The organism is Synechococcus sp. CS-1329 (assembly GCF_025128055.1).
In the GTDB taxonomy this organism is placed as follows: domain Bacteria; phylum Cyanobacteriota; class Cyanobacteriia; order PCC-6307; family Cyanobiaceae; genus Regnicoccus_A.
In genome coordinates this window covers 1-21,467 of sequence record NZ_JAHLYS010000009.1, presented here as the reverse complement: position 1 = coordinate 21,467, position 21,467 = coordinate 1, and the positions used below count along the sequence as shown (strand labels likewise).

General features: G+C 65.2%; 14 protein-coding genes. 7 read left to right on the top strand and 7 right to left on the bottom strand.

Going from position 1 to position 21,467, the window contains the following annotated elements:
• Window positions 1-4: 4 nt before the first annotated feature.
• On the bottom strand, window positions 5-361 hold the full coding sequence (locus KQ304_RS01370; RefSeq protein WP_311133875.1) for a DUF3307 domain-containing protein: 357 nt from the start codon (window positions 359-361) through the stop codon (window positions 5-7).
• A 37-nt stretch (window positions 362-398) separates the two neighbouring features.
• Window positions 399-1,079, bottom strand: a complete 681-nt coding sequence (locus KQ304_RS01365; protein WP_259735340.1) for an SIMPL domain-containing protein — start codon at window positions 1,077-1,079, stop codon at window positions 399-401.
• Between the two features lie 172 nt (window positions 1,080-1,251).
• Between KQ304_RS01365 and KQ304_RS01360 the strand changes: the two genes are divergently transcribed.
• Window positions 1,252-2,730: a mechanosensitive ion channel family protein gene (locus KQ304_RS01360; RefSeq protein WP_259735339.1), complete on the top strand. Its 1,479-nt coding sequence runs from the start codon at window positions 1,252-1,254 to the stop codon at window positions 2,728-2,730.
• A 141-nt stretch (window positions 2,731-2,871) separates the two neighbouring features.
• Here the strand turns inward: KQ304_RS01360 and glsA are convergent, their stop codons facing one another.
• Complete coding sequence (glsA, locus tag KQ304_RS01355) at window positions 2,872-4,734, bottom strand: glutaminase A (RefSeq protein WP_259735338.1); 1,863 nt, start codon at window positions 4,732-4,734, stop codon at window positions 2,872-2,874.
• 106 nt (window positions 4,735-4,840) lie between these two features.
• Window positions 4,841-7,537: an alanine--tRNA ligase gene (alaS, locus tag KQ304_RS01350; RefSeq protein WP_259735337.1), complete on the bottom strand. Its 2,697-nt coding sequence runs from the start codon at window positions 7,535-7,537 to the stop codon at window positions 4,841-4,843.
• 33 nt (window positions 7,538-7,570) lie between these two features.
• On the opposite strand from alaS, the gene KQ304_RS01345 reads away from it, so the two are divergent.
• The 6 genes from KQ304_RS01345 to KQ304_RS01320 all read left to right on the top strand — a co-directional run bounded on the left by KQ304_RS01345 (window position 7,571) and on the right by KQ304_RS01320 (window position 15,445).
• Window positions 7,571-8,035, top strand: a complete 465-nt coding sequence (locus tag KQ304_RS01345; protein WP_259735336.1) for a hypothetical protein — start codon at window positions 7,571-7,573, stop codon at window positions 8,033-8,035.
• Window positions 8,036-8,182: 147 nt separating this feature from the next.
• Window positions 8,183-11,296, top strand: coding sequence for a DEAD/DEAH box helicase (locus tag KQ304_RS01340; RefSeq protein WP_259735335.1), 3,114 nt, complete (start codon window positions 8,183-8,185; stop codon window positions 11,294-11,296).
• A 7-nt stretch (window positions 11,297-11,303) separates the two neighbouring features.
• Complete coding sequence (locus KQ304_RS01335) at window positions 11,304-12,611, top strand: diacylglycerol kinase family protein (protein WP_259735334.1); 1,308 nt, start codon at window positions 11,304-11,306, stop codon at window positions 12,609-12,611.
• An 8-nt stretch (window positions 12,612-12,619) separates the two neighbouring features.
• The gene (locus KQ304_RS01330; protein WP_259735333.1) at window positions 12,620-13,975 is read left to right on the top strand and encodes a metallophosphoesterase; all 1,356 of its coding nucleotides are present in this window, start codon (window positions 12,620-12,622) and stop codon (window positions 13,973-13,975) included.
• 26 nt (window positions 13,976-14,001) lie between these two features.
• Complete coding sequence (gene moaB / locus KQ304_RS01325; protein WP_259735332.1) at window positions 14,002-14,532, top strand: molybdenum cofactor biosynthesis protein B; 531 nt, start codon at window positions 14,002-14,004, stop codon at window positions 14,530-14,532.
• A gap of 58 nt (window positions 14,533-14,590) precedes the next feature.
• On the top strand, window positions 14,591-15,445 hold the full coding sequence (locus KQ304_RS01320) for an MOSC domain-containing protein (RefSeq protein WP_259735331.1): 855 nt from the start codon (window positions 14,591-14,593) through the stop codon (window positions 15,443-15,445).
• Window positions 15,446-15,482: 37 nt separating this feature from the next.
• Here the strand turns inward: KQ304_RS01320 and KQ304_RS01315 are convergent, their stop codons facing one another.
• From KQ304_RS01315 to KQ304_RS01305, 3 genes are all read right to left on the bottom strand, one after another.
• Window positions 15,483-17,435, bottom strand: coding sequence for an amylosucrase (locus KQ304_RS01315; protein WP_259735330.1), 1,953 nt, complete (start codon window positions 17,433-17,435; stop codon window positions 15,483-15,485).
• Between the two features lie 337 nt (window positions 17,436-17,772).
• Complete coding sequence (locus KQ304_RS01310; protein ID WP_259735329.1) at window positions 17,773-18,624, bottom strand: HAD-IIB family hydrolase; 852 nt, start codon at window positions 18,622-18,624, stop codon at window positions 17,773-17,775.
• A 5-nt stretch (window positions 18,625-18,629) separates the two neighbouring features.
• Complete coding sequence (locus tag KQ304_RS01305; protein ID WP_259735328.1) at window positions 18,630-20,774, bottom strand: HAD-IIB family hydrolase; 2,145 nt, start codon at window positions 20,772-20,774, stop codon at window positions 18,630-18,632.
• Window positions 20,775-21,467: the final 693 nt, after the last annotated feature.

Here is a 21,467-nt window from a genome sequence, read left to right as displayed (position 1 = left end):
CTTATCACGCCCCACCGGGAAATCCAAAGGCCAGGGCCACCCAGAGGCCCTTGCAGCCCAGATGCAGGGCCTGATCCACGCGCAGTCCGTAGCTCCCTCGGCATTTGCCGCTGTCGATCAGGGCATGGAGGATCCACTCGGCCAGCCCCAGCCAGACCACGCCCGTGAGCAGCGCCACCAAAAATCCGTGGATGCCGGCATGGGCAGCCAGCCACCACTGCCAGGGCAGGGTCACGTCGCGGCCGGGGCATTTCTCGACAGCCATTCGATCGCTCTGCAGGCCGAAATCTCCCACGAAGTGGCCCATGGCCAGCAACAAAAAAAGTTCCAGCCCCGAAAGGGTCTGCCCAGCCGCCAGCACCCTTGCAGCCCTGCGTAGAAGTACTGATTATGCCGGTTCAGCTGGCACAGAACCGAACCAGCAGTCCCAAGCGGTCGGTGGGGGCAGCCAGTTCGGCCGGATCGAAGGGGGCGGCCTCGTCGGCCATCGCCGTGCGTAGCAGCCTCGGCCGCATTCCCCCCTCGATCTGGACCTCCAGGGGGCTGAGGGCCCGCAGGCCGATCACCTCGGCGATGGCGCGGGCCTGGCCGAGTGCATCCTGATAGGCGCCCCGCAGCAGCTGGCCTCGCACGGCCAGATCAGCAGCAGGGTCCGCCTCCGTGGACACAGGAGCCAGACGGACCCCGGGCAGGCTTCCCACCTGGCGGATCAGGCCCTGCAGCTGGGAGGGCTGCAGCTCACCGTTCACCTGAAGATTGGCCTCCAACGCCGCCGGACGATTCGGGCTCACGGGCCGCTGCCAGCTGGATGGCGAACTCACCGCCAGCTCCTTGACCTGCAGGCGCTGCAGCGCCTGGCGCACCGCGGCCAGGCGCTGCTGAAGCTCGCCCAGGGCCGCGTCGGCCGTGGGCGCCTCCGCTGAGAGCGCCAAGGACACCTTGAGCACGTCGATCGTGCGCTTTTGCTCGGCACTGCCGCGTGCCTCGAGCAGAGTGCCATCGCAGCGCAGCTGCACGTTCTGAGCTGCAGCCGGCGGGGCCAGCTGCAGCAGGATCAGGACAAGGGGCAGCGCCCCCATCGGGCGAACGAGACAAACCATGGGCTCTCGATGGCATAGGGGAGGGGAACGGTCCAAGCCTGGCAGGAGTTGGCGTGATCAGAACAGCTCTGCTTTTTACATCTATCCTGCGTTCCAGGCTGACCGGGTCATGGACTGGGTGGCTGGCGTTGTTTGACTGCTGAACCCACGAATGCCCTTGCTGGAGGTTTGGCTCACCGCCATCGTCTTGATGGTCCTGCTGCTGCCTCTGCAGCTCCTGATCAGGCGGCTGCGCCTGCCGAAGTTGCCACTCCAGCTGGCGACCCTGACGATCCTGAGCTCGGCGGTGGTGCGCACGCTCCCCCTCATCCTCATGCCCGCCCATTACCGGGCCTGGATCTCCACCATCGACGAGTTGATGTTCAGCTACCTGGGCATCCGCATGGCCCTCTGGGGATTCCTGGAGATGCCAGCTGCGCTGGGACTGAGGAAACAACCGCCCGACATTTTAATGCAGTTGTTGATCCTGGGTGGTGGCACCGTGGCCACAGTGATCGTGGTCCAGGAGCAAGCACGCTTTAATCTGGTGAGCCTGCTCACCACCTCGGCCGTACTCACAGCGATGGTAGGCCTAGCGGCTCAGGAGCCCCTCAAGGACCTCTTCGCCGGCCTTGAACTCCAGTTCGATGATGTCTTTTCTGTGGGGGACTTTCTCGACCTGGGCGATGGGACCTTGGGGGTGGTGGTGTCTATCAACTGGCGTGACACCTGCCTGCGTGACCTCACGGGTGCCCTGGTGGTGGTGCCGAACACCAAGGTCACCGAAGTGGTGGTGCGCAATTACGTGTCCTTTGGAGCCATGGGCAACCGCTTCAATCTGGGGCTCGATTACTCTCTGCCCCCCTCCAAGGCCAAGCAGTTACTCCTGGATGTTCTGGAGAAACATCCCCGTGTGCTCAAGGACCCCTCACCAGCCGTGCGGGTGCTGGATTTTGCTGATAGTGCCATCACCTACGACCTCCTGGCCTTCCAGCAGCCAGGGAACCTGGGCGACCTCCTCGACCTGCGCAGTGAACTGCTTGAGCAGATCTGGTTCACCCTGGAGCGAGCAGGCCAGAGCGTGCCCTATCCGGTGCGGGAGTTGCGGCCGAAGCGGACCATCCTCGACTCCGGACACCCCGAGCAGCGCGGCCTGCAGGAGCGTCGCGACCTGCTCAGCCGCAACCCCCTCTTCGGCGACCTCAGCGAGGAGGAGATGCTGCAACTGGCCACGACCAGCCGCTGTCTGCGCTTCGCCCCTGGGGAAGTGGTGGTGCTTGAGGGCAACCGCGGCGACTCCCTGTTTCAGGTGGTACAGGGGCTCGTCCAAGTGCTCAAGGACCAGGAAGGCAGCGAACCGTTCCAGGTGGCCTGCCTGAAGCAGGGAGATATCTTCGGGGAAATGTCAATGCTCACGGACAGCAATCGCAGTGCCACCGTCCGGGCCCTGGAGGAATGCGTCCTGCTGGAGGTGTCACGCCCCAGCCTGGGTCCGTTGCTGCTGGACAACCCACCGCTGATGGACCGACTTGCCCACCTAGTGAGCAAGCGTCGGGGCGAACTGGAGGGAATGGAGAGGGAGAAGGTGAAGCAAAACGAGAATCAGCTGCTCAAACGCATGAAACAATTGTTCGAAACGCTCACACTCTAACCCTCGCCTGAATTCTCGGCAATCTGAACTCTCAGCAAGGGAGCCCGGGCAACAACGGAAACAACGACCTCAGCTGACGTTGTACAAACCCGTAGCGACGCTGCCAGATCAGCGCTCGGGAGGTCATTGGGCACAACGGCTTCACAGATGTTCCATCAAGGCGAGTTGATAGCTGGTGAGGGCGAGCTTGGTCCCCAGATCACGGGAGAGGGCCAACAACAGGTCCGTGACGGCATCGGGCTCCCACTGGCGCAGGCTATCGAAATCGTGGCGCTCCAGCACCCAGCAGCTGCCGTCGAGATCCGCTGTCACGTTGGCAGTTCGGGGTGTGCCGGAGAGGAAGGCAATCTCCCCGAAGCACATCCCGGGTTCGAAGGTGGCCAGGCGGGAGGCATAGGTATGCCCGTCACTGCCGCGCAGTTCGACGGTGATGGTGAAACGACCCTCCCGCACCAGAAAAAGCTCATGGCCCGAATCGCCCTTCTTGACCACATGCTCCCCTCTGGCAAAGTTGCGGGATTGCATCAGATCGGCCAGGGTCTGGCGGTGGGTGGGTTGCAACATGCCCAGAAAGCCGAGCGTCTGATCGATCTCCGTACTGAAGGGAGGATCCGGATCCTCGTCTTTGGTTGATTCCAGCAGCAGATCTTCGGCGCATTCCAGGGCCTGATCGAGATGGTCGAACTGGGGCATCTCCTCCTCTCCCCCGGCCACGGAGAGTGTGCGGGGCAGGCTGAGATGGCGGCCCCGGGCCATCAGCACGATCACTCCCCGGCGCCGCAGAGACGTGAGCTCATTGAGGAACAGCCCCCTGGATTCCTCCGGAAGTTCCGTGACATGGGCCACATCCAGCACCAGGATCCAGGCATCAGACATGATCTCGCTGAGCTCGGAGAGCAGCCTCTCGGTCGCGGCGAAATCGAGCACCCCTTGGGTATGCACGATCCGGACCGCATCACGCCGCTCCTGCAGCAACTTGGATTGATCCGCCGCACGCCAACGCCGAGACTGGCGCTGGGAGCCTTTGTAAGAGCGCCGGATCGTGGAACTGGTCTGGGGATATTGGTTGAAGAGACTGAGGGCGAGGCGGTCGGAAAGCTCATTGCAGACCGCAATGCCGCGCACACTGTTGCCCAGCGCGTCGAGCGGAGGTGAATAGGTGGCGAGGCCGAGCCGGCCGGGCACCACCGCCAGCACGCCGCCACCCACGCCACTCTTGGCCGGCATGCCTACGTCGTAGAGCCACTGACCGGCAAAGTCGTAGGTGCCGCAAGTGGCCATCAGGGCCAGCATGCGCACGGTGATCTCGGGGGTGAGTGGCCGGGCGCCGGTGAAGGGGTTGTGACCCTGGCATGCCAGGGTGGCGGCCATCACCGCCAGATCGTGGCAGGTAACGGTGATCGAGCACTGCTTGAAATAGAGGTCAAGGGACTCTTCCGGATCATCCTCGATGATTCCGAAATTGCGTAGCAGGTGACCGATCGCTCGGTTGCGGTGGCCGGTGGCACGCTCGGACTGGAACACCGCCTGGTCGATGCTGAGGCGCCGCCCGGCCAGTTCGCTGAAGAAGTCGAGCATCAGGGCTTCAGCCTGATGTGGGTCGTGGTTCCAGATCTGCGCTGTGGTGGCGATCGCCCCCGCGTTGATCATCGGATTGCGGGGACGGCCCGTCTTCTGATCGAGGCTGATGGCGTTGAAGGCATCTCCAGAGGGCTCCACCCCAACCTTCGTGGCCAGGTACTCGCCCGAGAACAACTTCAGGGCGAGACCATAGGCGAACGGCTTGGAGATCGACTGGATCGTGAATGGTTTGCGGGTATCGCCCACCTCATAGACGCGCCCATCCACCGTGGTGATCGAGATGCCAAAATCCGAGGGATTCGCCTTGGCCAGCTCCGGGATGTAGTCAGCAGGAGCCCCATCCTCCAGCAGGGAATAGCGACGATGAAGGTCCGCAAGCAGCCCCTCAATAACATCGGCGGTGCTGCTGGGAGTATCAATCATGTGATCAGGATCCAGCGGGGCATGAACGACTGGACGGCCCTGATCCATATCCCCAGCCAGGCAGTTGGTCTGTAGCTGGGGCTACATGAACCCCGATCATGCCCAATCACGACAAGGAGTCGATCAGGTCGGCGCGGGCCTGCTCCAGGGCTGGATCAAGGGCCGCGGCATCACGCCCGCCAGCCTGGGCCAGCTGGGGGCGACCGCCGCCGCCGCCGCCGCAGCGCTTGGCCACCGCACCGATGAAGCTGCCGGCCTTCGGCCCAGCGGCGATCACCTCGGCGCCGAAGGCCGCCGCCAGCACCAGCTTGGCTGGCTCCTCAGGGGCGGGCAGCCCCCCCAGCACCACCGCAGCGGCCGAGCCCAGACCCTGCTGGAGCTGCTGGGCGGCCGTCTGCAGGGCGGCACCCTCCACCCCATCAAGCCGCGCCACCAGCACCCGGAACGCCCCCACCTCCCGGGCACCGGCAGCCAGGGCCGAAGCCCGCGCCAGGGCCAGCTCGGAGCGGGCCGCCACCAGCGCTCTGGTGCTGGCCCTGAGCTCGTCCTGGAGGCTGCCCACCCGCTCGAGGATCTCGCCGGGCTGAACCTTGAAGCGATCCCCCAGGGCCCGCACCACGCTGTCGCGCTCCTTGAGGTAGTCGAGCACCGCCGGACCGGCCACCGCCTCAATGCGGCGGATACCGGCAGCCACGCCGCTCTCACTGACGATCCGGAACAGGCCGATCTCGGCGGTGTTGGCCACATGGGTGCCGCCGCAGAGCTCCATCGACACGCCAGGCACATCCACCACCCGCACGGTGTCGGCGTATTTTTCGCCGAACATGGCCACGGCCCCGGCGGAGCGGGCCCGCTCCAGCTCCATCTCGCGCACCTCAAGGGCATGGGCGTCGGCGATCCAGCCGTTGATGCGCTCTTCGATCCGCTCGAGGTCGTCGGGGCTGATGGCGCGGGGGCTGTGGAAATCGAAGCGCAGCCGCTCGAAATCCACCAGGGAGCCGGCCTGGGCGATCGAGGGATCCACCAGTTGCTTCAGGGCCGCCTGCAGCAGATGGGTGGCGGTGTGGTGGGCCTGGACCCGGCGGCGGCAGCTGCGGTCGACCCGGGCGGTGACGGTGTCGCCGAGGGCTAGCTCGCCCCGCTCGATCCGGCCGTGGTGAACGATCAGCTTGCGCTGAAGGCTGACCGCCTCGATGCGCACGATCACGCCGGCTTCGGCCCCAGCCCCAGGGGCACCCCCCGCCAGCACACCGCGATCACCGATCTGGCCGCCGGATTCGCCATAGAACGGCGTGGAATCGAGCACGATCTGAACCGCATCCCCCGCCCGGGCGCCCTGGGACGGCTCGCCGTTCACCACCAGGGCCATCACCTGGCTGGGGTGCTCCAGGGCCTCATAACCGCGGAACTCAGTGGCCGGCAGCTGCTCGGCCATGGCCTCGATCGCCCCCTGCAGGGTGAGGTCCAGGCGCACGGCCGCGGCCTTGGCCCGCTGGCGCTGAGCCTCCATCGCCCGCTCGAATCCCGCCAGATCCACCGCCAGCCCGTGCTCCTCGGCGATCTCCTCGGTGAGCTCCAGCGGGAAGCCGTAGGTGTCGTAGAGCTCGAAGGCCTGCTCACCGCTGATCTGGCTCGGGCCAGTGGAGAGCACATCCGCCAGCAACTTCTCGCCGCGCTCAAGGGTTTCCAGGAACCTGGCCTCCTCCCGGGCCAGCTCGGCCATGATCGCCTCGCGCCGCTCCACCAGCTGGGGATAGGCCTCCTCCATCAGGGCGATCGCCGCCTCTCCCATCGCCGTGAGGAAGGGGGTGGTGATGCCCAACAGGCGTCCATGACGCACCACCCGCCGCAGCAGGCGGCGCAAGATGTAACCCCGGCCGAGATTCGAGGCGGTCACCCCATCAGCGATCAGCTGGGTGATGGCGCGGCTGTGGTCGCCGATCACCTTCAGGGAGGTCTGGCCGCGGGCGTCGAGCTGTCGGTAGTTGACCCCCGCCAGGGTGGCGGCTGTTTCGATCAGGGGATAGATGAGGTCGGTTTCGTAGTTGTTCGGCACCCCCTGCAGGATCTGGGCCATGCGTTCCAGGCCCAGCCCCGTGTCGATGTTCTGTTTCTCCAGCGGCGTGAGGTGGCCCTCGGCGTCGCGGTTGAACTGCATGAACACCAGGTTGTAGAACTCGATGAAGCGGCTGTCGTCCTCCAGATCGAGGGGCCCGTCGCCATCGCCCAGCTCGGGGCTGAAGTCGTAGTAGATCTCCGAGCAGGGGCCGCAGGGGCCGGTGGGGCCCGACACCCAGAAGTTGTCGGCCTCGCCGAGGCGCACGATCCGCCGCGGATCGACCCCCACCGTGTCGCGCCAGATCGCCGCCGCCTCGTCGTCGTCGCGGAAGACACTCACCACCAGGTGCTTCGGATCCAGGCCGAAGACCGTGGTAGTGAGTTCCCAGGCCCAGGTCATCGCCTCGGTCTTGAAGTAATCGCCGAAGGAGAAGTTGCCGAGCATCTCGAAGAACGTGTGGTGCCGGGCCGTGCGGCCCACGTTCTCGATGTCATTGGTGCGGATGCACTTCTGGCTGCTGGTGGCCCGCGCTGCCGGCGGCTCCGCCTGACCCAGAAACACCGGCTTGAAGGGCAGCATGCCGGCGATGGTGAGCAGCACCGTGGGGTCGTCGGGCACCAGGGAGGCGCTGGCCATGCGCCGGTGTCCCCGGGCTTCGTAGAAGGCCAGGAAGGCCTCGCGGATCTCGGCGCCGCTGTGGGGGCGGGGGCGCCGCTCGGAGCGGCTGGAGGTGGTGGCAGCCATGGCCGGACGCGGCAAATCAACCCTGGAGAGGGCATGATCGCCCAGCACAGGCCCCAACCGATTCCAGCTGTCCCCGTGCCCGCCCTGACGGCCCCAACTGATCACCGCGCCCAGCTGCGGCTGCAGTCGATCGCCTGGGCGCTGCTGGCGGGCGTCACCGCCCTGGCCCTGGCCCTGGTGCTGGGGCTGAGGCCGGCACTGCGGGCGGGAGGTTGCGGCTTTTTTTATGGCCTGCTGGCCTTTCACCTGCAGCGGGTTGATCCCGACGACAGCCACCTGCAGGCGGGCCTGGTGGGGGCGGTCTGCGGCATCCGCAGCCTGGGCACCAGCCCCGAGCTGCCGGCGGCGGCGCAGCTCCTGAGCCAGGGGGGGCTGCGACTGCTGCCGGGGCTGGCGCTGGAACTGCTGCTGGTGTGGCTGCCGCTCTGGCTGCCGCTGGCGGGCAGTGCCCTGGTGCTCCAGGCCCTGCAGCGCTGGCTGCCATCCCTGAGGCCCTAGCCACGGCCTGGGGCGCTCCATCCGGCAGAGTGCTGGTGGGAGTCGCTCCGCTCATGCGAGCCGAAGCGATGTCCGTGGTCAACGTTCGTGGTTGCTGCCGGTGTTCACGATGCGACGCCACCCCTGCTCTGAGCGGGCCCAGCGGCCATGAGCCTGCTGCACGCCACCTGGCTGTCGGCCGACACGGCCGCCGTGCCCTCCCTGGGGGGCGGCTACCGGCCGGGCCTGCTGCTCTGGGCCGACACCTGGCGGGTGGCGGAGCCCCAGACGCCGGCCGCGGAGGCACCCCTGCATCCCCTCAGCCTCGACCAGGACGACCTGGGCGCCTGGCTGGAGGAGGCTGACCTCTGGACCGAAGATTTCCGTCCGGCCAGCGCCACCCTCTGCCTGCCCAGCCGCCGCCAGGGGGCCAGAGGCAAGAAGAAAATCGACAGCGGCCATTGGAGCGGCCTGCCCCTGCAGGCGGGCGAGCCGATCCCGAAATCGGTGGAGTGGTGGCCCTGGCGGGTGGAGGGCTGGTGGCTGGAGCCCGGCGCCGCCACCCTCTGGCTGGGGCGTCTGCCCCTCTCCGGCGACCATCCCGACCTGGCCGACGACCTGCGCTGGTGGAGTCATCTGCAGCGCTGGTCGCTGAGCCTGCTGGCCCGCGGCCGGCTGCTGCCCCAGGTGGAGGGGGGGCGCGCCCGCTGGCTGCCGCTGCTCAACCGCGAAGACGACCGGCGTCGCCTGGAGGATCTGGCCTCGCGGCTGCCCCAGGTGGCGGTGGCGGCCCTGGAGCCGGGCCAGGAGGAGCCCGGCGCGGTGATGGCCTGCTGGCGGCCGGGATCCGGGCGGCGGCGGCTGGCCTCGATCCTCACGCACCTGGTGGATGCGCGCATGCGGGCGGGCTTCACCCCCAGTGAGGAAGGGCTGAATCCGCTGCTGGCCGCCTGGCAACGGGCCCTCGCCCCCGGCGATGGACGCCTCGATCTCGACGCCGACGACTGCGAGCGTCTGCAGGTGGCGACCCACCACTGGCGCGAGGCGGTGGCCGGCCGGGTGGAGCCGGCGCGGGCCTGCCTCGAACTCGACACCCCCGGCGAGGGCGAAGACCTCTGGCCCCTGCGCTTCAGCCTCCAGGCCGAGGCCGACCCCAGCCTGCTGCTGCCCGCCGCCGGGGTCTGGGCCGCCGGGGCCGGCTGCCTGCAGCTGGGTGAAACCGAACTGCAGCAGCCCGGTGAACTGCTGCTGGAGGGCCTCGGGCGGGCCCTGCAGGCGTTTGAGCCGATCGAGCGGGGCCTCGATACCGCCACCCCTGAGCGGATGGAGCTCACCCCGGCCGAAGCCTTCGTGCTGGTGCGCACCGCCGCCCTGAAGCTGCGCGATGTGGGCGTGGGCGTGGTGCTGCCCCCCAGCCTCAGCGGCGGCCTCGCCAGCCGGCTGGGCCTGTCGATCCAAGCCGATCTGCCCGAGCGCTCCCGGGGCTTCAGCCTCGGTGAAAGCCTGCAGTCGCAGTGGGAGCTGATGATCGGCGGCGTCACGCTCACCCTGCGGGACCTGGAGCGGCTGGCGGGCAAGCGCAGCCCGCTGGTGCAGCACAAGGGGGCCTGGATCGAGCTGCGTCCGGGTGATCTGCGCAACGCCGAGAAGTTCTGCGCCCTCGATCCGGTGCTCAGCCTCGATGACGCCCTGCGGCTGACCGGCAACGAGGGCGAGACCCTGCAGCGGCTGCCCGTGCACCGCTTTACGGCCGGTCCGAGGCTGAAGGCGGTGCTGGAGCAGTACCACCAGCAGAAGGCCCCCGATCCGCTGCCCGCCCCCGAAGGATTCGCCGGCCAGCTGCGGCCCTACCAGGAACGCGGCCTGGGCTGGCTGGCCTTCCTGCACCGCTTCGATCAGGGGGCCTGCCTGGCCGACGACATGGGTCTGGGCAAGACGATCCAGCTGCTGGCCTTCCTGCAGCACCTCAAGGCGGAGCAGGAACTGAAGCGGCCCGTGCTGCTGGTGGCCCCCACCTCGGTGCTCACCAACTGGCTGCGCGAAGCGAAGTCCTTCACGCCGGAACTGAGCGTGGTGGAGCACTACGGCCCCCGCCGGCCCTCCACCCCCGCCGCCCTCGCCAAGAAACTGGAGGGGGTGGATCTGGTGCTCACCAGCTACGGCCTGCTGCAGCGCGACAGCGAGCTCCTGGCCAGCCTCGATTGGCAGGGGGTGGTGATCGACGAGGCCCAGGCGATCAAGAACTCCTCGGCCCGCCAGTCGCAGGCGGCCCGGGATCTGGCGCGCCCGCTCAAGCAGAGCCGCTTCCGCATCGCCCTCACCGGCACCCCGGTGGAGAACAGGGTGAGCGAGGTCTGGGCCCTGATGGACTTCCTCAACCCCAAGGTGCTGGGGGAGGAGGAGTTCTTCCGCCAGCGCTACCGCCTGCCGATCGAGCGCTACGGCGACATGGCCTCGGTGCGCGACCTCAAGGCCCGGGTGGGTCCGTTCCTGCTGCGGCGCCTCAAGACCGACCGCTCGATCATCTCCGACCTGCCCGAGAAGGTGGAACTGAAGGAATGGGTGGGGCTCTCAGCCGAGCAGGTGAAGTTGTATCGCCGCACCGTGGATGAAACCCTCGATGCCATCGCCCGGGCTCCCCTGGGCCAGAAGCACGGCCAGGTGCTGGGGCTGCTCACCAAGCTCAAGCAGGTCTGCAACCACCCGGCCCTGATGCTCAAGGAAGGAGAGGTGGGGGCCGGCTTCAGCGCCCGCTCGGCCAAGTTGCAGCGGCTGGAGGAAATCGTGGAGGAGGTGATCGCGGCCGGCGACCGGGCCCTGCTGTTCACCCAGTTCGCCGAATGGGGCCACCTGTTGCAGGCCCACCTGCAGCAGCGCTTCCACCAGGAGGTGCCCTTCCTCTATGGCAGCACCAGCAAGGGGGAGAGGCAGGCGATGGTGGATCGCTTCCAGGACGACCCCCGCGGGCCGCAGCTGTTTCTGCTCTCGCTCAAGGCGGGCGGTGTGGGGCTCAATCTCACCCGCGCCAGCCACGTGTTCCACATCGACCGCTGGTGGAATCCGGCGGTGGAGAACCAGGCCACCGACCGGGCCTACCGCATCGGTCAGACCAACCGGGTGATGGTGCACAAGTTCATCACCAGCGGCTCGGTGGAGGAGAAGATCGACCGCATGATCCGCGAGAAGGCCCGCCTGGCGGAAGACATCGTGGGCAGCGGCGAGGAGTGGCTCGGGGGCCTCGATCCCGGCCAGCTGCGCGACCTGGTGGCCCTGGAGGAGTGAACCAGGGATGAGCGCTGCCATTGCCCTGCTGGCCGGCGCGGAAGGCCACGAACGGCTGCTGAACTGGCTCGACCAGCACCGGGTGCTGCTGGAGGGATTCCCGCTGCTGGCCCCGGCGGAGCTGGCCCAGACCCTGGCCGAGGATCCGTACGCCTGCAGCCTGGTGGTGAGCCCGTTGGCGGCACTGGCCGCCGGCGGTGACATCCAGCTGGCGGGGCGGATTCTGGCCGGATCCGTGGGCGCCGTGCTGTTCTTCGTGGATCCGGCCACCGCGCCGGAGGCCAGCCCCGATCTGCGCCTGCTGCTGAGGGCCTGCGCCCTGGCCGGCACCCCCCTGGCCCTCAATGAGGCCACCGCCACCCTGGCGCTGCGGGGTCTGGGCCACAGCCGGCTGGCCTATCTGATCTTCAACCCGGTGGCCGGTCAGGGGGACCCCAATCAGGACCTGACCCTGATCCGCTCCCTGCTGGAGCCACAGCTGCTGCTGAACGTGGTGATGACCCGGCCGGATCGCGACCCCGCCGATCAGGCCAGGGAGCTGGTGGACCTGATCCAGGCCCGGCCGGAGCCCCACGGCGGCAGCGCCTTGATCCTGGCCAGCGGCGGCGATGGCACGGTCTCGGCGGTGGCGGGGGCCGTGATCCACAGCGGCATCCCCCTGGGGGTGATCCCACGGGGGACGGCCAACGCCTTCGCCAGCGCCCTGGCGATCCCAGCCGATCTGGAGGGAGCCTGCGCCACGATCCTCGCCGGCCACACCCGGGTGGTGGACGCCGCCCGCTGCAATGACACGCCGATGATCCTGCTGGCGGGCATCGGCTTTGAAGCGGGCATGGTGGACCGGGCCACCCGCGAGCTCAAGACCATGCTCGGCCCCCTGGCCTATGTGCTCGCCGGCGCCCAGCAACTGGCCAGCCAGGAGCCCTTTCAGGCCAGGCTGACCATCGACGGCCAGGTGACCGAGTTGCAGAGCGGAGCGATCACGGTGGCCAATGTGGCGCCCGCCACCTCGGTGCTGGCCCAGGGCTTCGGCCAGGTGATCCCCGACGACGGCCTGCTGGAGATCACCATCGCCTCCCCCGTCAACCGGCTGCAGGGGCTGAATGCCTTCGCCTCGCTGGTGGCCTCCGCGGTGGTGCGCTCGCCCACCAACCGGCCCGATCTGCTCTGCCTACGGGCCCAGGCGATCACCATCAGCACCGATCCGCCCCAGAACCTGGTGATCGACGGCGAAATGCTGCTGGCCGGCAACCCGATCAGCATCACCTGCCTGAGCGGGGCCCTGACGGTGTTCACCCCCCTTCCCGTGGCCTGAGTCCAGCGATGACCCTGGCCTCGGAGGCAAGCATCAGCGCCAAGATCGAGCGGATGGACCGGCGCATCCGGCGGGGCCATGGCGAGCTGCTCAGCCGGGGCATCGACCAGACCCGGCTGGTGATCGAAGGCGCACCGACGGCCGCCGACGCCTTCAGCTTTCTGGTGATGGGCGACAGCGGCTCGTCGCGCTACGGCGCCGGCAGCCCCCAGCGGCAGGTGGCCGAGCTGCTGTTCGAGCACCAGCAGGACGTGGGCTTCGTGCTCCACACCGGGGATGTGGTGTACCTGGTGGGCTCCAGTGAGCAATACCCGCGCAACTTCATCCGGCCCTACCGGGAGTGGCTGGTGGGCGGCGAGCACTGGCGGCGGTTGCGCTTCGACGCCATGACCTTCCGTCTGCCGTTCCTGCCGGTGCCGGGCAACCACGACTACTACGACCTCTCGCGGCCGCTGGTGCTGCTGGCGGGGCTCTCGAACCCCCTGCGCCGCCTCTGGCCGAGCCTGGTCTTCGATGTGGGCAGCCATGGCTCCCGGGTGGGGGAGGCCTACGCCCGGGCCTTCCTCGATGGACTCGCGCTCCGGCCGGAGGAGGAGTTGGCCGGGCACCTGGATCGGCACTACCGCGGCGAGCTCGATGGGCAGCGATGCCTGGCCTACCGCCCTGGGCAGTTCACCCGCCTGCCCAACCGCTACTACCACTTCCGCTGGGCCGGGGTCGATGTGTTCGCCCTCGACTCCAACACCCTCCACCAGGACGGTGCAGCAGGCGAGGGTGATGGCAACGACGATCTCCGCCAGAAAGAATGGCTCCTGAAGGGGCTGGTGGCCTCCTGGCGCAACCCGGCCGTGCGTGGTCGGATCCTGGTGCTGCACCATCCGCCCTACGCCAGCGAAGCCACCAAGTGGCGGGAGCCGCAGACGCTGGCCGTGCGCCGTCAGCTGCGCAGGGTGCTCGATCGGGTGGCGGCCGAAGTGGGCGCGCCCACGCCGCAGCGGCCCCTGCTCAATCTGGTGCTCACCGGCCATGCCCACTGCCTGGAGCTGATGCGCAGCGGCGACACCGGCCATGGCGACAGCCACATCCCCTGGCTGATCTGCGGCGGCGGCGGCTACAGCCTGCGGCGCCAGCGGCCCCAGGGGGGAACGCTGCTGGCGGGCCCACCGGGACAGGAGCGGCCCGTGGCCCACTCCGAGCTGTTCGTGGGCCGCAGCGGCCATGGCGCCAGGCTGCGGCGGCGCTTCACAGCCCTGCGGGTGGAGGCGGCGGCAGGCTCTCCCCTGAAGCTGACGCTGCGGCCCCTGGTGAGCGAGAAGGTGTCGGGGCACTGGCGCAAGGAGCAGCTGGCGCCGATCCGCCTGTAAAGAGGATCCAGCCACAACCAGCCCCGGTGTCCCTCGCCATCGCCCTGCTCACGGTGTCGGATCGCCGCAGCGCCGATCCCTCCAGCACTGACCCCTCCGGCGATGCCCTGCAGCAACGGCTGGAGGCCGCGGGCCATCGCCTCCAGCAGCGCCGGCTGGTGCCCGACAACCGCTACGCCATCCGCGCCGCGCTGAGCGACTGGATTGCCGATCCGGCTGTGCAGGTGGTGATCAGCAGCGGCGGCACCGGCCTCACCGGCCGCGACGGCACCCCGGAGGCGGTGGCCCCCCTGCTGGACAAAACCATCGAGGGGTTCGGGGAGCTGTTCCGGGTGCTCTCCTTTGAAACCATCGGCACCAGCAGCCTGCAGAGCCGCTGCCTGGCGGGAGTGGCCAACGGCACGATCATCTTCGTGCTGCCGGGCTCCCTCGATGCGGTCGAAACGGCCTGGGACCGGCTGATCGGCGCCCAGCTCGATGGCAGTACCCAACCGTGCAATCTGGTGCAGCTGCTGCCGCGGCTGAAGGAAGATCCCAGCACAAGACGTCTGCCCTGAACCGCGCCGGCCCGGACCAGCGGTTGAAATGCCCTCTGCAGTGAATTCCATGGCATCGATGGCGGATCAAGCGGCTGGAGCGGTGGTGGGACGGGTGGAGGCCCTCTGGCGCTACCCGGTGAAATCGATGCTGGGCGAACCCCTCCAGGCCGCCACGGTGGGGCCCGGAGGCCTCCTCGGCGACCGCTCCTTCGCCCTCTGGGACCATGCCACGGGCCGGGTGGCCAGCGCCAAGAACCCAAGGCTCTGGAAGGAGCTGCTGGGCTTCACGGCCCAGTGCCTGGAGCCGGAGGGGCCAAAGGCGGGGCCTGGCGCCGTGGCGATCACAGCCCCAGCCGAGCAGGGCATGGGCCAGGAGCGCGCCAGGGTGCTCAGCAGCGATCCAGAGGTCAACAGTTGGCTCGGCCAGCGCCTCGGCCGCCGGGTGAGCCTGCTGGATCAGGCGCCGGAGCGGGCCAGCCTCGACCAGTACTGGCCGCCGGTGCAGGAAAGAGACTTTCAGGATGTGGTCAATGAACTGGTGCTGCCCAGCGGCACCTTTTTCGATTCCTGCCCGATCCATGCCATCAGCAGCGCCAGCCTCGAGCGGCTGCGCCAGCTGGAGCCCGAGCTGGATTTCGCCGTGGAGCGCTTCCGCCCCAACCTGTTGATCCGCCCGGAATCAGGCGCCAGCGGCTTCGTGGAGGAGGCGTGGATCGGCCGCAGCCTGGCGGTGGGACCAACGCTGCGCCTGCAGGTGAACGATGGCTGCCCCCGCTGCGTGGTGACCACCCTCAGCCAAGGCGGGCTGCCGGAGGATCTGGAGATCCTGCGGGCCACGGCACGCCACAACAACGTGGTGGCCGGAATCCGCCTGAGCGTGATTCAGCCCGGCGAGATGCGCGTGGGCGATGTGGTGCGCCTGCTGAATTAAGGGTTATCAGAGACCATGCTGGCCTCCTCTGAACAGCTCAACTCTCGCTCAGCCAGTAGAACTGGCCGCCCTGCAGGGCGATGCTGCCATCATACTGGGAGGGCCTGACACCGCTGTAGAGATCGATATATTTTGCTCGCGGATTGATGCCGTAGCGGCTGTAGCTCTCGAGCTCAAGCTGCTGGGGATGATCATCGAAGTTGGCGATGACGAACACCTTTTCGGAAGCCCGAAGGTGGTTGTAGCGAAGGAAGCAGAGAAGGTGCTCATTATCGGAGTGCAGCAGTTCTCTGTTGTTGAAGTCAGCGAAGGCTGAGATTTCCTTGCGGATGGCAATCATCCGCTTCATCGCCGTGAAGATCCTGCACTCCACCGTGCCCCGCTGCTGGCGCAGGGCAGCCTTCTCCCAGTCGATCTTGGCGCGGTGCACCCAGCGGCTGTCATTGTCCTTGCTGGGATCGTCGATATAGCTGTAGTCATTGAGGATGCCGAGGGCATCACCGTTGTAGATCAGCGGAATACCACCGAACGAAAGAATGATGCTATTGAGCAGCAGAATCTTGTTGATTGCCAGGTCGATCAGGCCCTGATCACCTTTCTCCAGAGCCGACTCAAGCCCGGCCAAAGAAGCCAGAGAACCACAGATTCTGGCATCACCCGTGGAGTCATTACGCATGAATTCCAACCCTCTGGCGGTGCCATCGAACTGGCCACTGAAATAATCAATCAGGAACTTGCGGTGGGAATGGGGTTCATAGCCCGCCGCCACAATGTCCTTGTCATCAAAGCCAAAACCGATGTCATCGTGGCAACGCACGTAGGTGAGCCAAGTGGCACGATCCAGCTTGCTGGGCAAGCTCTTGATGCCCTCCCGCAATAACTTGGTGTTGCGCGTGGCGATCCCATCCCAGAGAAGCGCCATCAAGGTGGCGTTGTAGGCAATTTCACATTCTTTCGCTACAATCGCATCTTCGCCAAAATATTTCGCCATCTCGCCTGGAGCAACGATCGCCTCGGCAATGAAGAGAACGCCCGGTGCCGTGACCTGGCAGCAGTCCTTGAGGAGTTGCAGGATCAGGTGAGCCTTGCGCTCGTTCTGACAGGTGGAGCCCATCTTCTTCCAGAGAAAGGCCACCGCATCGAGGCGCAGCACATCCACACCCTGGTTGGCCCAGAACAACACGATCGAAAGGATCTCAATGAACACTTCCGGGTTGCGGTAATTCAGATCCCACTGGTAGTCGTGAAAGACCGTCATCACCCAGCGCTTCATCTCCTCATTCCAGGTGAAATTACCTGGGTCGGTCTCTGGGAATACCCAGGGCATCCCCTGTTCAAACACATCAGGAACCGAGCGGTCCTCGAAAGTGTGGTAATAGTTCTGATAGCGAAGATCTCCATCCTTGGCCTTGAGAGCCCATTCATGCTCGTCGGAAGTGTGATTGAGGACAATGTCCAGCACCAGCAGGATACCGTTCTTCCTGAACTGCTCGGAAATACGCTGAATGTCATTGAGATCACCGACCCGGCTATCAATTTCCCGGAAGCTGCTGATGGCATATCCACCATCACTTCTACCCACCGGACACTTCAGAATCGGCATGATGTGAACCATGTTCACGCCGAGTTCCTGGAAGTAGCCGATCTTGGTGGTCAGATCAGCCAGGTCATTGGCGAATCCATTGGTGTAGAGCGCCATACCCACCCACTTTTGAGAGAGGAACCAGTTGTGGTCCTGCTCACGGCTCATGTCGAGCCGCTCAGATTCCTCTGATCGGTAGATGTAGCCCTCTGCCATGGTCTCCACCAGTCGCACCATCTGGGCCTGAAAGTCGTCACGGTCGCCGTAGAGCGTCGAAAAGAGGGAATGGATGGCGTAGAAATTGGCGCCAAGACGTGTATAGAAGTAGCGAAGGTTCTGGCGCTTGATCTCTGGCTTCAATTCATCCAGAATTGAGTTCAGCAAGGAATGGGAGATCTGCTCGTACATCGGATTAAAGTCGAAGGATGAAAAAGATGACTGAAATGAGTGGGGGGAAAGACAGTTACAGCAAGACGACCAGGGGAAAACTGATAAGCCAAGAACGCCTGAACAAGGCTGCGAAGAAAGGGCTGGTCAAGGGAACAGCTGAAAAGGGCTGCAACGAAACTCGCCAGTGGGTCGTGGGCAAAGCTGCTGAAAAAGAATTGTGGGAAGGATCTGATGGAAACCGGACTGGATCTGATTGCAATCAGTCGACCGAGGCTTCAAGGCTATGGCCATCAGAGCACGCTGGTGGGCGGTAGCCGAAGGCTTGCTCAGCAGGGTGCCCGGGGGGGGGCTGGCCCTAGGAGATCCAGGCTCTGGTGTCGGGATGGAAATGCACAAGACCTTCGAGAATGCCGGCGCTGTAGTGGCCATTCATTCCCAGAAAATCGCCCTTGGCCAGATACAGCTGCTGGCTGGTTCCCCCCTGCCTTGAACCATCCTGGGCCTGCTGCAGCACATCGGGGTGGGCATTGGCCACCAGAACGGAGGGCACAGAGCTCACCAGAATCGGCAGATCATTGCCACTGTCTCCAGCGAAGACCGTGCTGGTGGGAGCAAAGCCCTGTTGCCGCATCAGAAACTCAACGGCGTGCAGCTTGGTGGCCCGCTCCGGCAGGATGTCAAGAAGGCCGATCTGAGCTTGTTCATCCACGCTGTAGATCCAGCTGGAGCGAGCTTTGAGCGGCTGGAGCCGGGCCTCCATCTCCTGACGCAGGCTGGCCAGATCAACGCCCAGGGGGAGGACATAACTGAGCTTGTAGGTGCTCTGGCGGTCCTGCCCCTGCAGGCTGAGGCCTCCGAGGCTGCTCAAAACCTCCGAGATGTCGCCACTGCTGAGTCCGGGCCAGTCGCGGGAGATCTCCGCCTGCCAGGCCGCCGACTCCAGCCACTGCCCCGGAGGCTGCCACTGGTAGAGGCGGCTACCGACATCACTGATCACCCAATCGGGCCTGGGGATCCCAAACTGCTCGATCGCCTGCTCCACCAGCTCCAGATGGCGACCAGAGACATAGGCCAGCGTGATCTCAGGGTGGGCCACCAGCGCGGCGAAACGCTCCCGCGCTCCGGGCGACTCCGGCGCCTCACCATTGGGCAGGAGGGTGCGATCCAGATCTGTGCAGAGCAGCAGTGGCGCTGTGGCGGAGGACATGGTGATCAGAAGAAGCCGTAGTGCCTGATCGCTTCAAGGATTCCCCAGGCATGGGCACCATTGGCAAAGTAAACCTGCTCGTTCTCACTGAGGTTGGAGAGTTCCTCCTGGTGCCTGTTGGACACCACCACTCCCAGGGTGTTGCCCCTCAGCATGTCGGCGTCACCGCCGGATCCACCCGTAACCAGGGTGCGCTCCAGTGGGATGTTGTATTGGTGGGCGACATGGCGCAAGGCCTGCCCCTTGGAGGCTCGGGCCGGAACAATGTCCAGATATTGACCGAAGGAGAGGGTGGCATTCACGGAGAGTTCCTGCTGACGCAGCAGGGCATGAATGTCGTCGAGGGGAGGTGCCAGATCGGCATCGTAGTAATACGACACCTTGAAGCGGCTCTGTTCATTCTTGGACTGGGGGGACAACCCCGGCAGGGATTCCAGTACCCGTCGCAGCACCTGAGGGGTCCAGGAGTGGTCGATGTGATGGCTCCAGGCGATATCGGCAAATAATTCAGAGGTGTAATAGATCTCCGTTCCCAGGCTCGTGATCAGCACATCGGGTGCGGGAATGTTATTGCGCTTGAGAATGGTCAACACGGAGTCAAGCCGCCGACCTGTGGCGATTCCGAAGAGAAACTGGCGGCGATGGGTGCGCACCACCTTGGCGAATTGCTCCAGAGCTTCGGAGTCACCCATCAAGGTGTTGTCGAGGGCGGAGAACAGGGCCCGGTTCCTGTAGCGGCTGAATTGATGGGTGGCCGGGGACTGGGCCAGTGGCTTCAGCTTCGAGACCACCGGCTGCACCATCGCCAGATAGGCCTTGGCATGGGCCTCCCAGGAATAAAAGCGAGCGATGTTGCTCAGTCCGTTGCCAGAGAACTCATCCCAGCGCCTGGGCTTCTCCAGGATGGAGAGGATCGCCTCAGCGATGTCCTGGCGGCTGAGGGGATCCACCAGCAGGCCATTTTGGCAATTGCCGATGATATCAACCGGACCACCATTCTCGGTGGCCACCAGCGGCAGGCCACTGGCGGCGGCCTCCAGCAGGGTGAGGCCGAACGGTTCGGTGAGGGCAGGATTGACGAACACTCCCCTGGAGGCCGCCGCCAGGCGGTAAATCTCGGGTACCTGCTCGGAACTGTGGTGCTTGGGCAGGGCCACATGGCCATAAAGATTGAAGAAATCGATCACCCAGAGCAGTTCCGTCAGGACCGACTGAGCCCCGTCATTGAGCTCACGGATGTCGTCACGGTTGCCAGCCACGATCACCAGGTTGGCCAACTCCTGAAGAGGCTTGCTCTGGCCATAGGCCTCCAGCAGCGAGACGATGTTCTTACGTTCATCGGGCCGAGACAGGGCCAGGATCATCGGCTTGGCCGGCTGCCGCAGGAACAGGCTTAGCGTGTCCTGAAAGTCTAGAGCGAGGGAAGGCTGACCCTGGACAGGGGGGTGAAATTGCTCGAGGTCTGTACCCGGCGGAATCACCGCCATCTTCTCGGGCGTGTAGTAATCGTATAGCTCGTATTGGCTTTCGATTTCATTGCGCGTGCTGGTGATCACCAGCTCAGCACAACTGAGAGTATCTTCTTCGGCGCTAATCCGTGCCTGCATGTGATAGCGCTGCTCGATCTGATCAATACCCATACCCACGGCGAGTAACCGGCGGTATTTGTCGCGACCGAGGGAGTGGCCCGTATGGATCAGTGGCAGACCGGTGAGATTCGAGAGCCGCACGCCCACATAGCCAGCATCGGCGTAATGGGTGTGAACGACATCCGGCATCCGGGGCTGCTCAGCCAACCAGGTGGAAAGGTGGTCGGCGAAACTGTCCATGTGGGGCCAGAACTGCTCCTTGGGCAGATACTCATTCGGGCCTGCCTTGATTCGAACGATCTGAAGATTCTCGGCCAGCTTCTCGATCGGAACGGCATAGTCTGGACTGACGTGATCATCCACCACCAGGCGAGTGACCAGATCCACCCGCTCAACACCCTCCTGCCTGGCGAGAGCCTTGGCCAGTTCCACCACATACTTCGTCTGACCGCCAGTGTCGGCATCACGGCCGAGCTCCAGATCCTGGCCGCGAATCAATCCATGCACGCTGATGAGCAGGATGTAGAGCCCTTGGGGAGTGGATGTTTCTACTGTGATCACCTGAAAACAATGGCTTGAGATCGATTGATTCCCACTTGACCTGAAACCCGTTTGAGCATTGAACTGAGCTCAGCAGGCCAGTGCGCCTGCCAACACCTTCACTGGAGCCCAAAATCAGATCATGTCCATCACAACAACATCTGCTTGTGCGGAGTTTCCCGCCAATGAATTAAAGATTGACCAGGCCCGCCAACGATCCACCCCCCCCCTTTTTTTCGTAGCAGCCTGTCCAGCGCGGATGAGCTAACGAACAGCAAAAAAGGCCACTAAAAATTTGACTTATCAGTCCAATTTTTTCATTATTGCACATTAACCCGCATTTCGTCAAGTCTTGTTGGCAGCCTCCGCCGTTATTTGCCAAGCCAAAGACATCTCCAAAGAAAGCCAGCGGCCTACTAATCGCTCCCATGGCGCTGGCGAGCGATCAAGACTTACGCCTGCACCTCGTTCCAGCTGGCCCCGCCAAGGCCTTCTCCTTGCGCTGCAGCTCCTTTTTGAGAGCTTTGATCTCGCGCTGGTCCTGGGCGCGGAGCCTTTCGAGATCCTTCTGCTCTTAGGAGTTTGCTGAAAAACGAGCCCACGAGCCAGTTTTCCACAGGCATCAGTGGATTTCCGGCTCAAAAAGTCGGATCGGCGGCTATCAGAGCCGCAAACTGCCCGATTTCGGCATCGTTGGCCTCTCTGCAAGACATT

Bases quoted from the DNA above. Each gene is read 5' to 3' on its own strand.
- KQ304_RS01315 (WP_259735330.1), bottom strand. From the start codon at position 17,435: ATGTACGAGCAGATCTCCCATTCCTTGCTGAACTCAATTCTGGATGAA.
- KQ304_RS01335 (WP_259735334.1), top strand. From the start codon at position 11,304: ATGAGCGCTGCCATTGCCCTGCTGGCCGGCGCGGAAGGCCACGAACGG.
- KQ304_RS01330 (WP_259735333.1), top strand. From the start codon at position 12,620: ATGACCCTGGCCTCGGAGGCAAGCATCAGCGCCAAGATCGAGCGGATG.
- KQ304_RS01365 (WP_259735340.1), bottom strand. From the start codon at position 1,079: ATGGGGGCGCTGCCCCTTGTCCTGATCCTGCTGCAGCTGGCCCCGCCG.
- KQ304_RS01340 (WP_259735335.1), top strand. From the start codon at position 8,183: ATGAGCCTGCTGCACGCCACCTGGCTGTCGGCCGACACGGCCGCCGTG.
- glsA (WP_259735338.1), bottom strand. From the start codon at position 4,734: ATGATTGATACTCCCAGCAGCACCGCCGATGTTATTGAGGGGCTGCTT.
- KQ304_RS01360 (WP_259735339.1), top strand. From the start codon at position 1,252: ATGCCCTTGCTGGAGGTTTGGCTCACCGCCATCGTCTTGATGGTCCTG.
- KQ304_RS01320 (WP_259735331.1), top strand. From the start codon at position 14,591: ATGGCGGATCAAGCGGCTGGAGCGGTGGTGGGACGGGTGGAGGCCCTC.
- KQ304_RS01345 (WP_259735336.1), top strand. From the start codon at position 7,571: ATGATCGCCCAGCACAGGCCCCAACCGATTCCAGCTGTCCCCGTGCCC.
- alaS (WP_259735337.1), bottom strand. From the start codon at position 7,537: ATGGCTGCCACCACCTCCAGCCGCTCCGAGCGGCGCCCCCGCCCCCAC.
- KQ304_RS01310 (WP_259735329.1), bottom strand. From the start codon at position 18,624: ATGTCCTCCGCCACAGCGCCACTGCTGCTCTGCACAGATCTGGATCGC.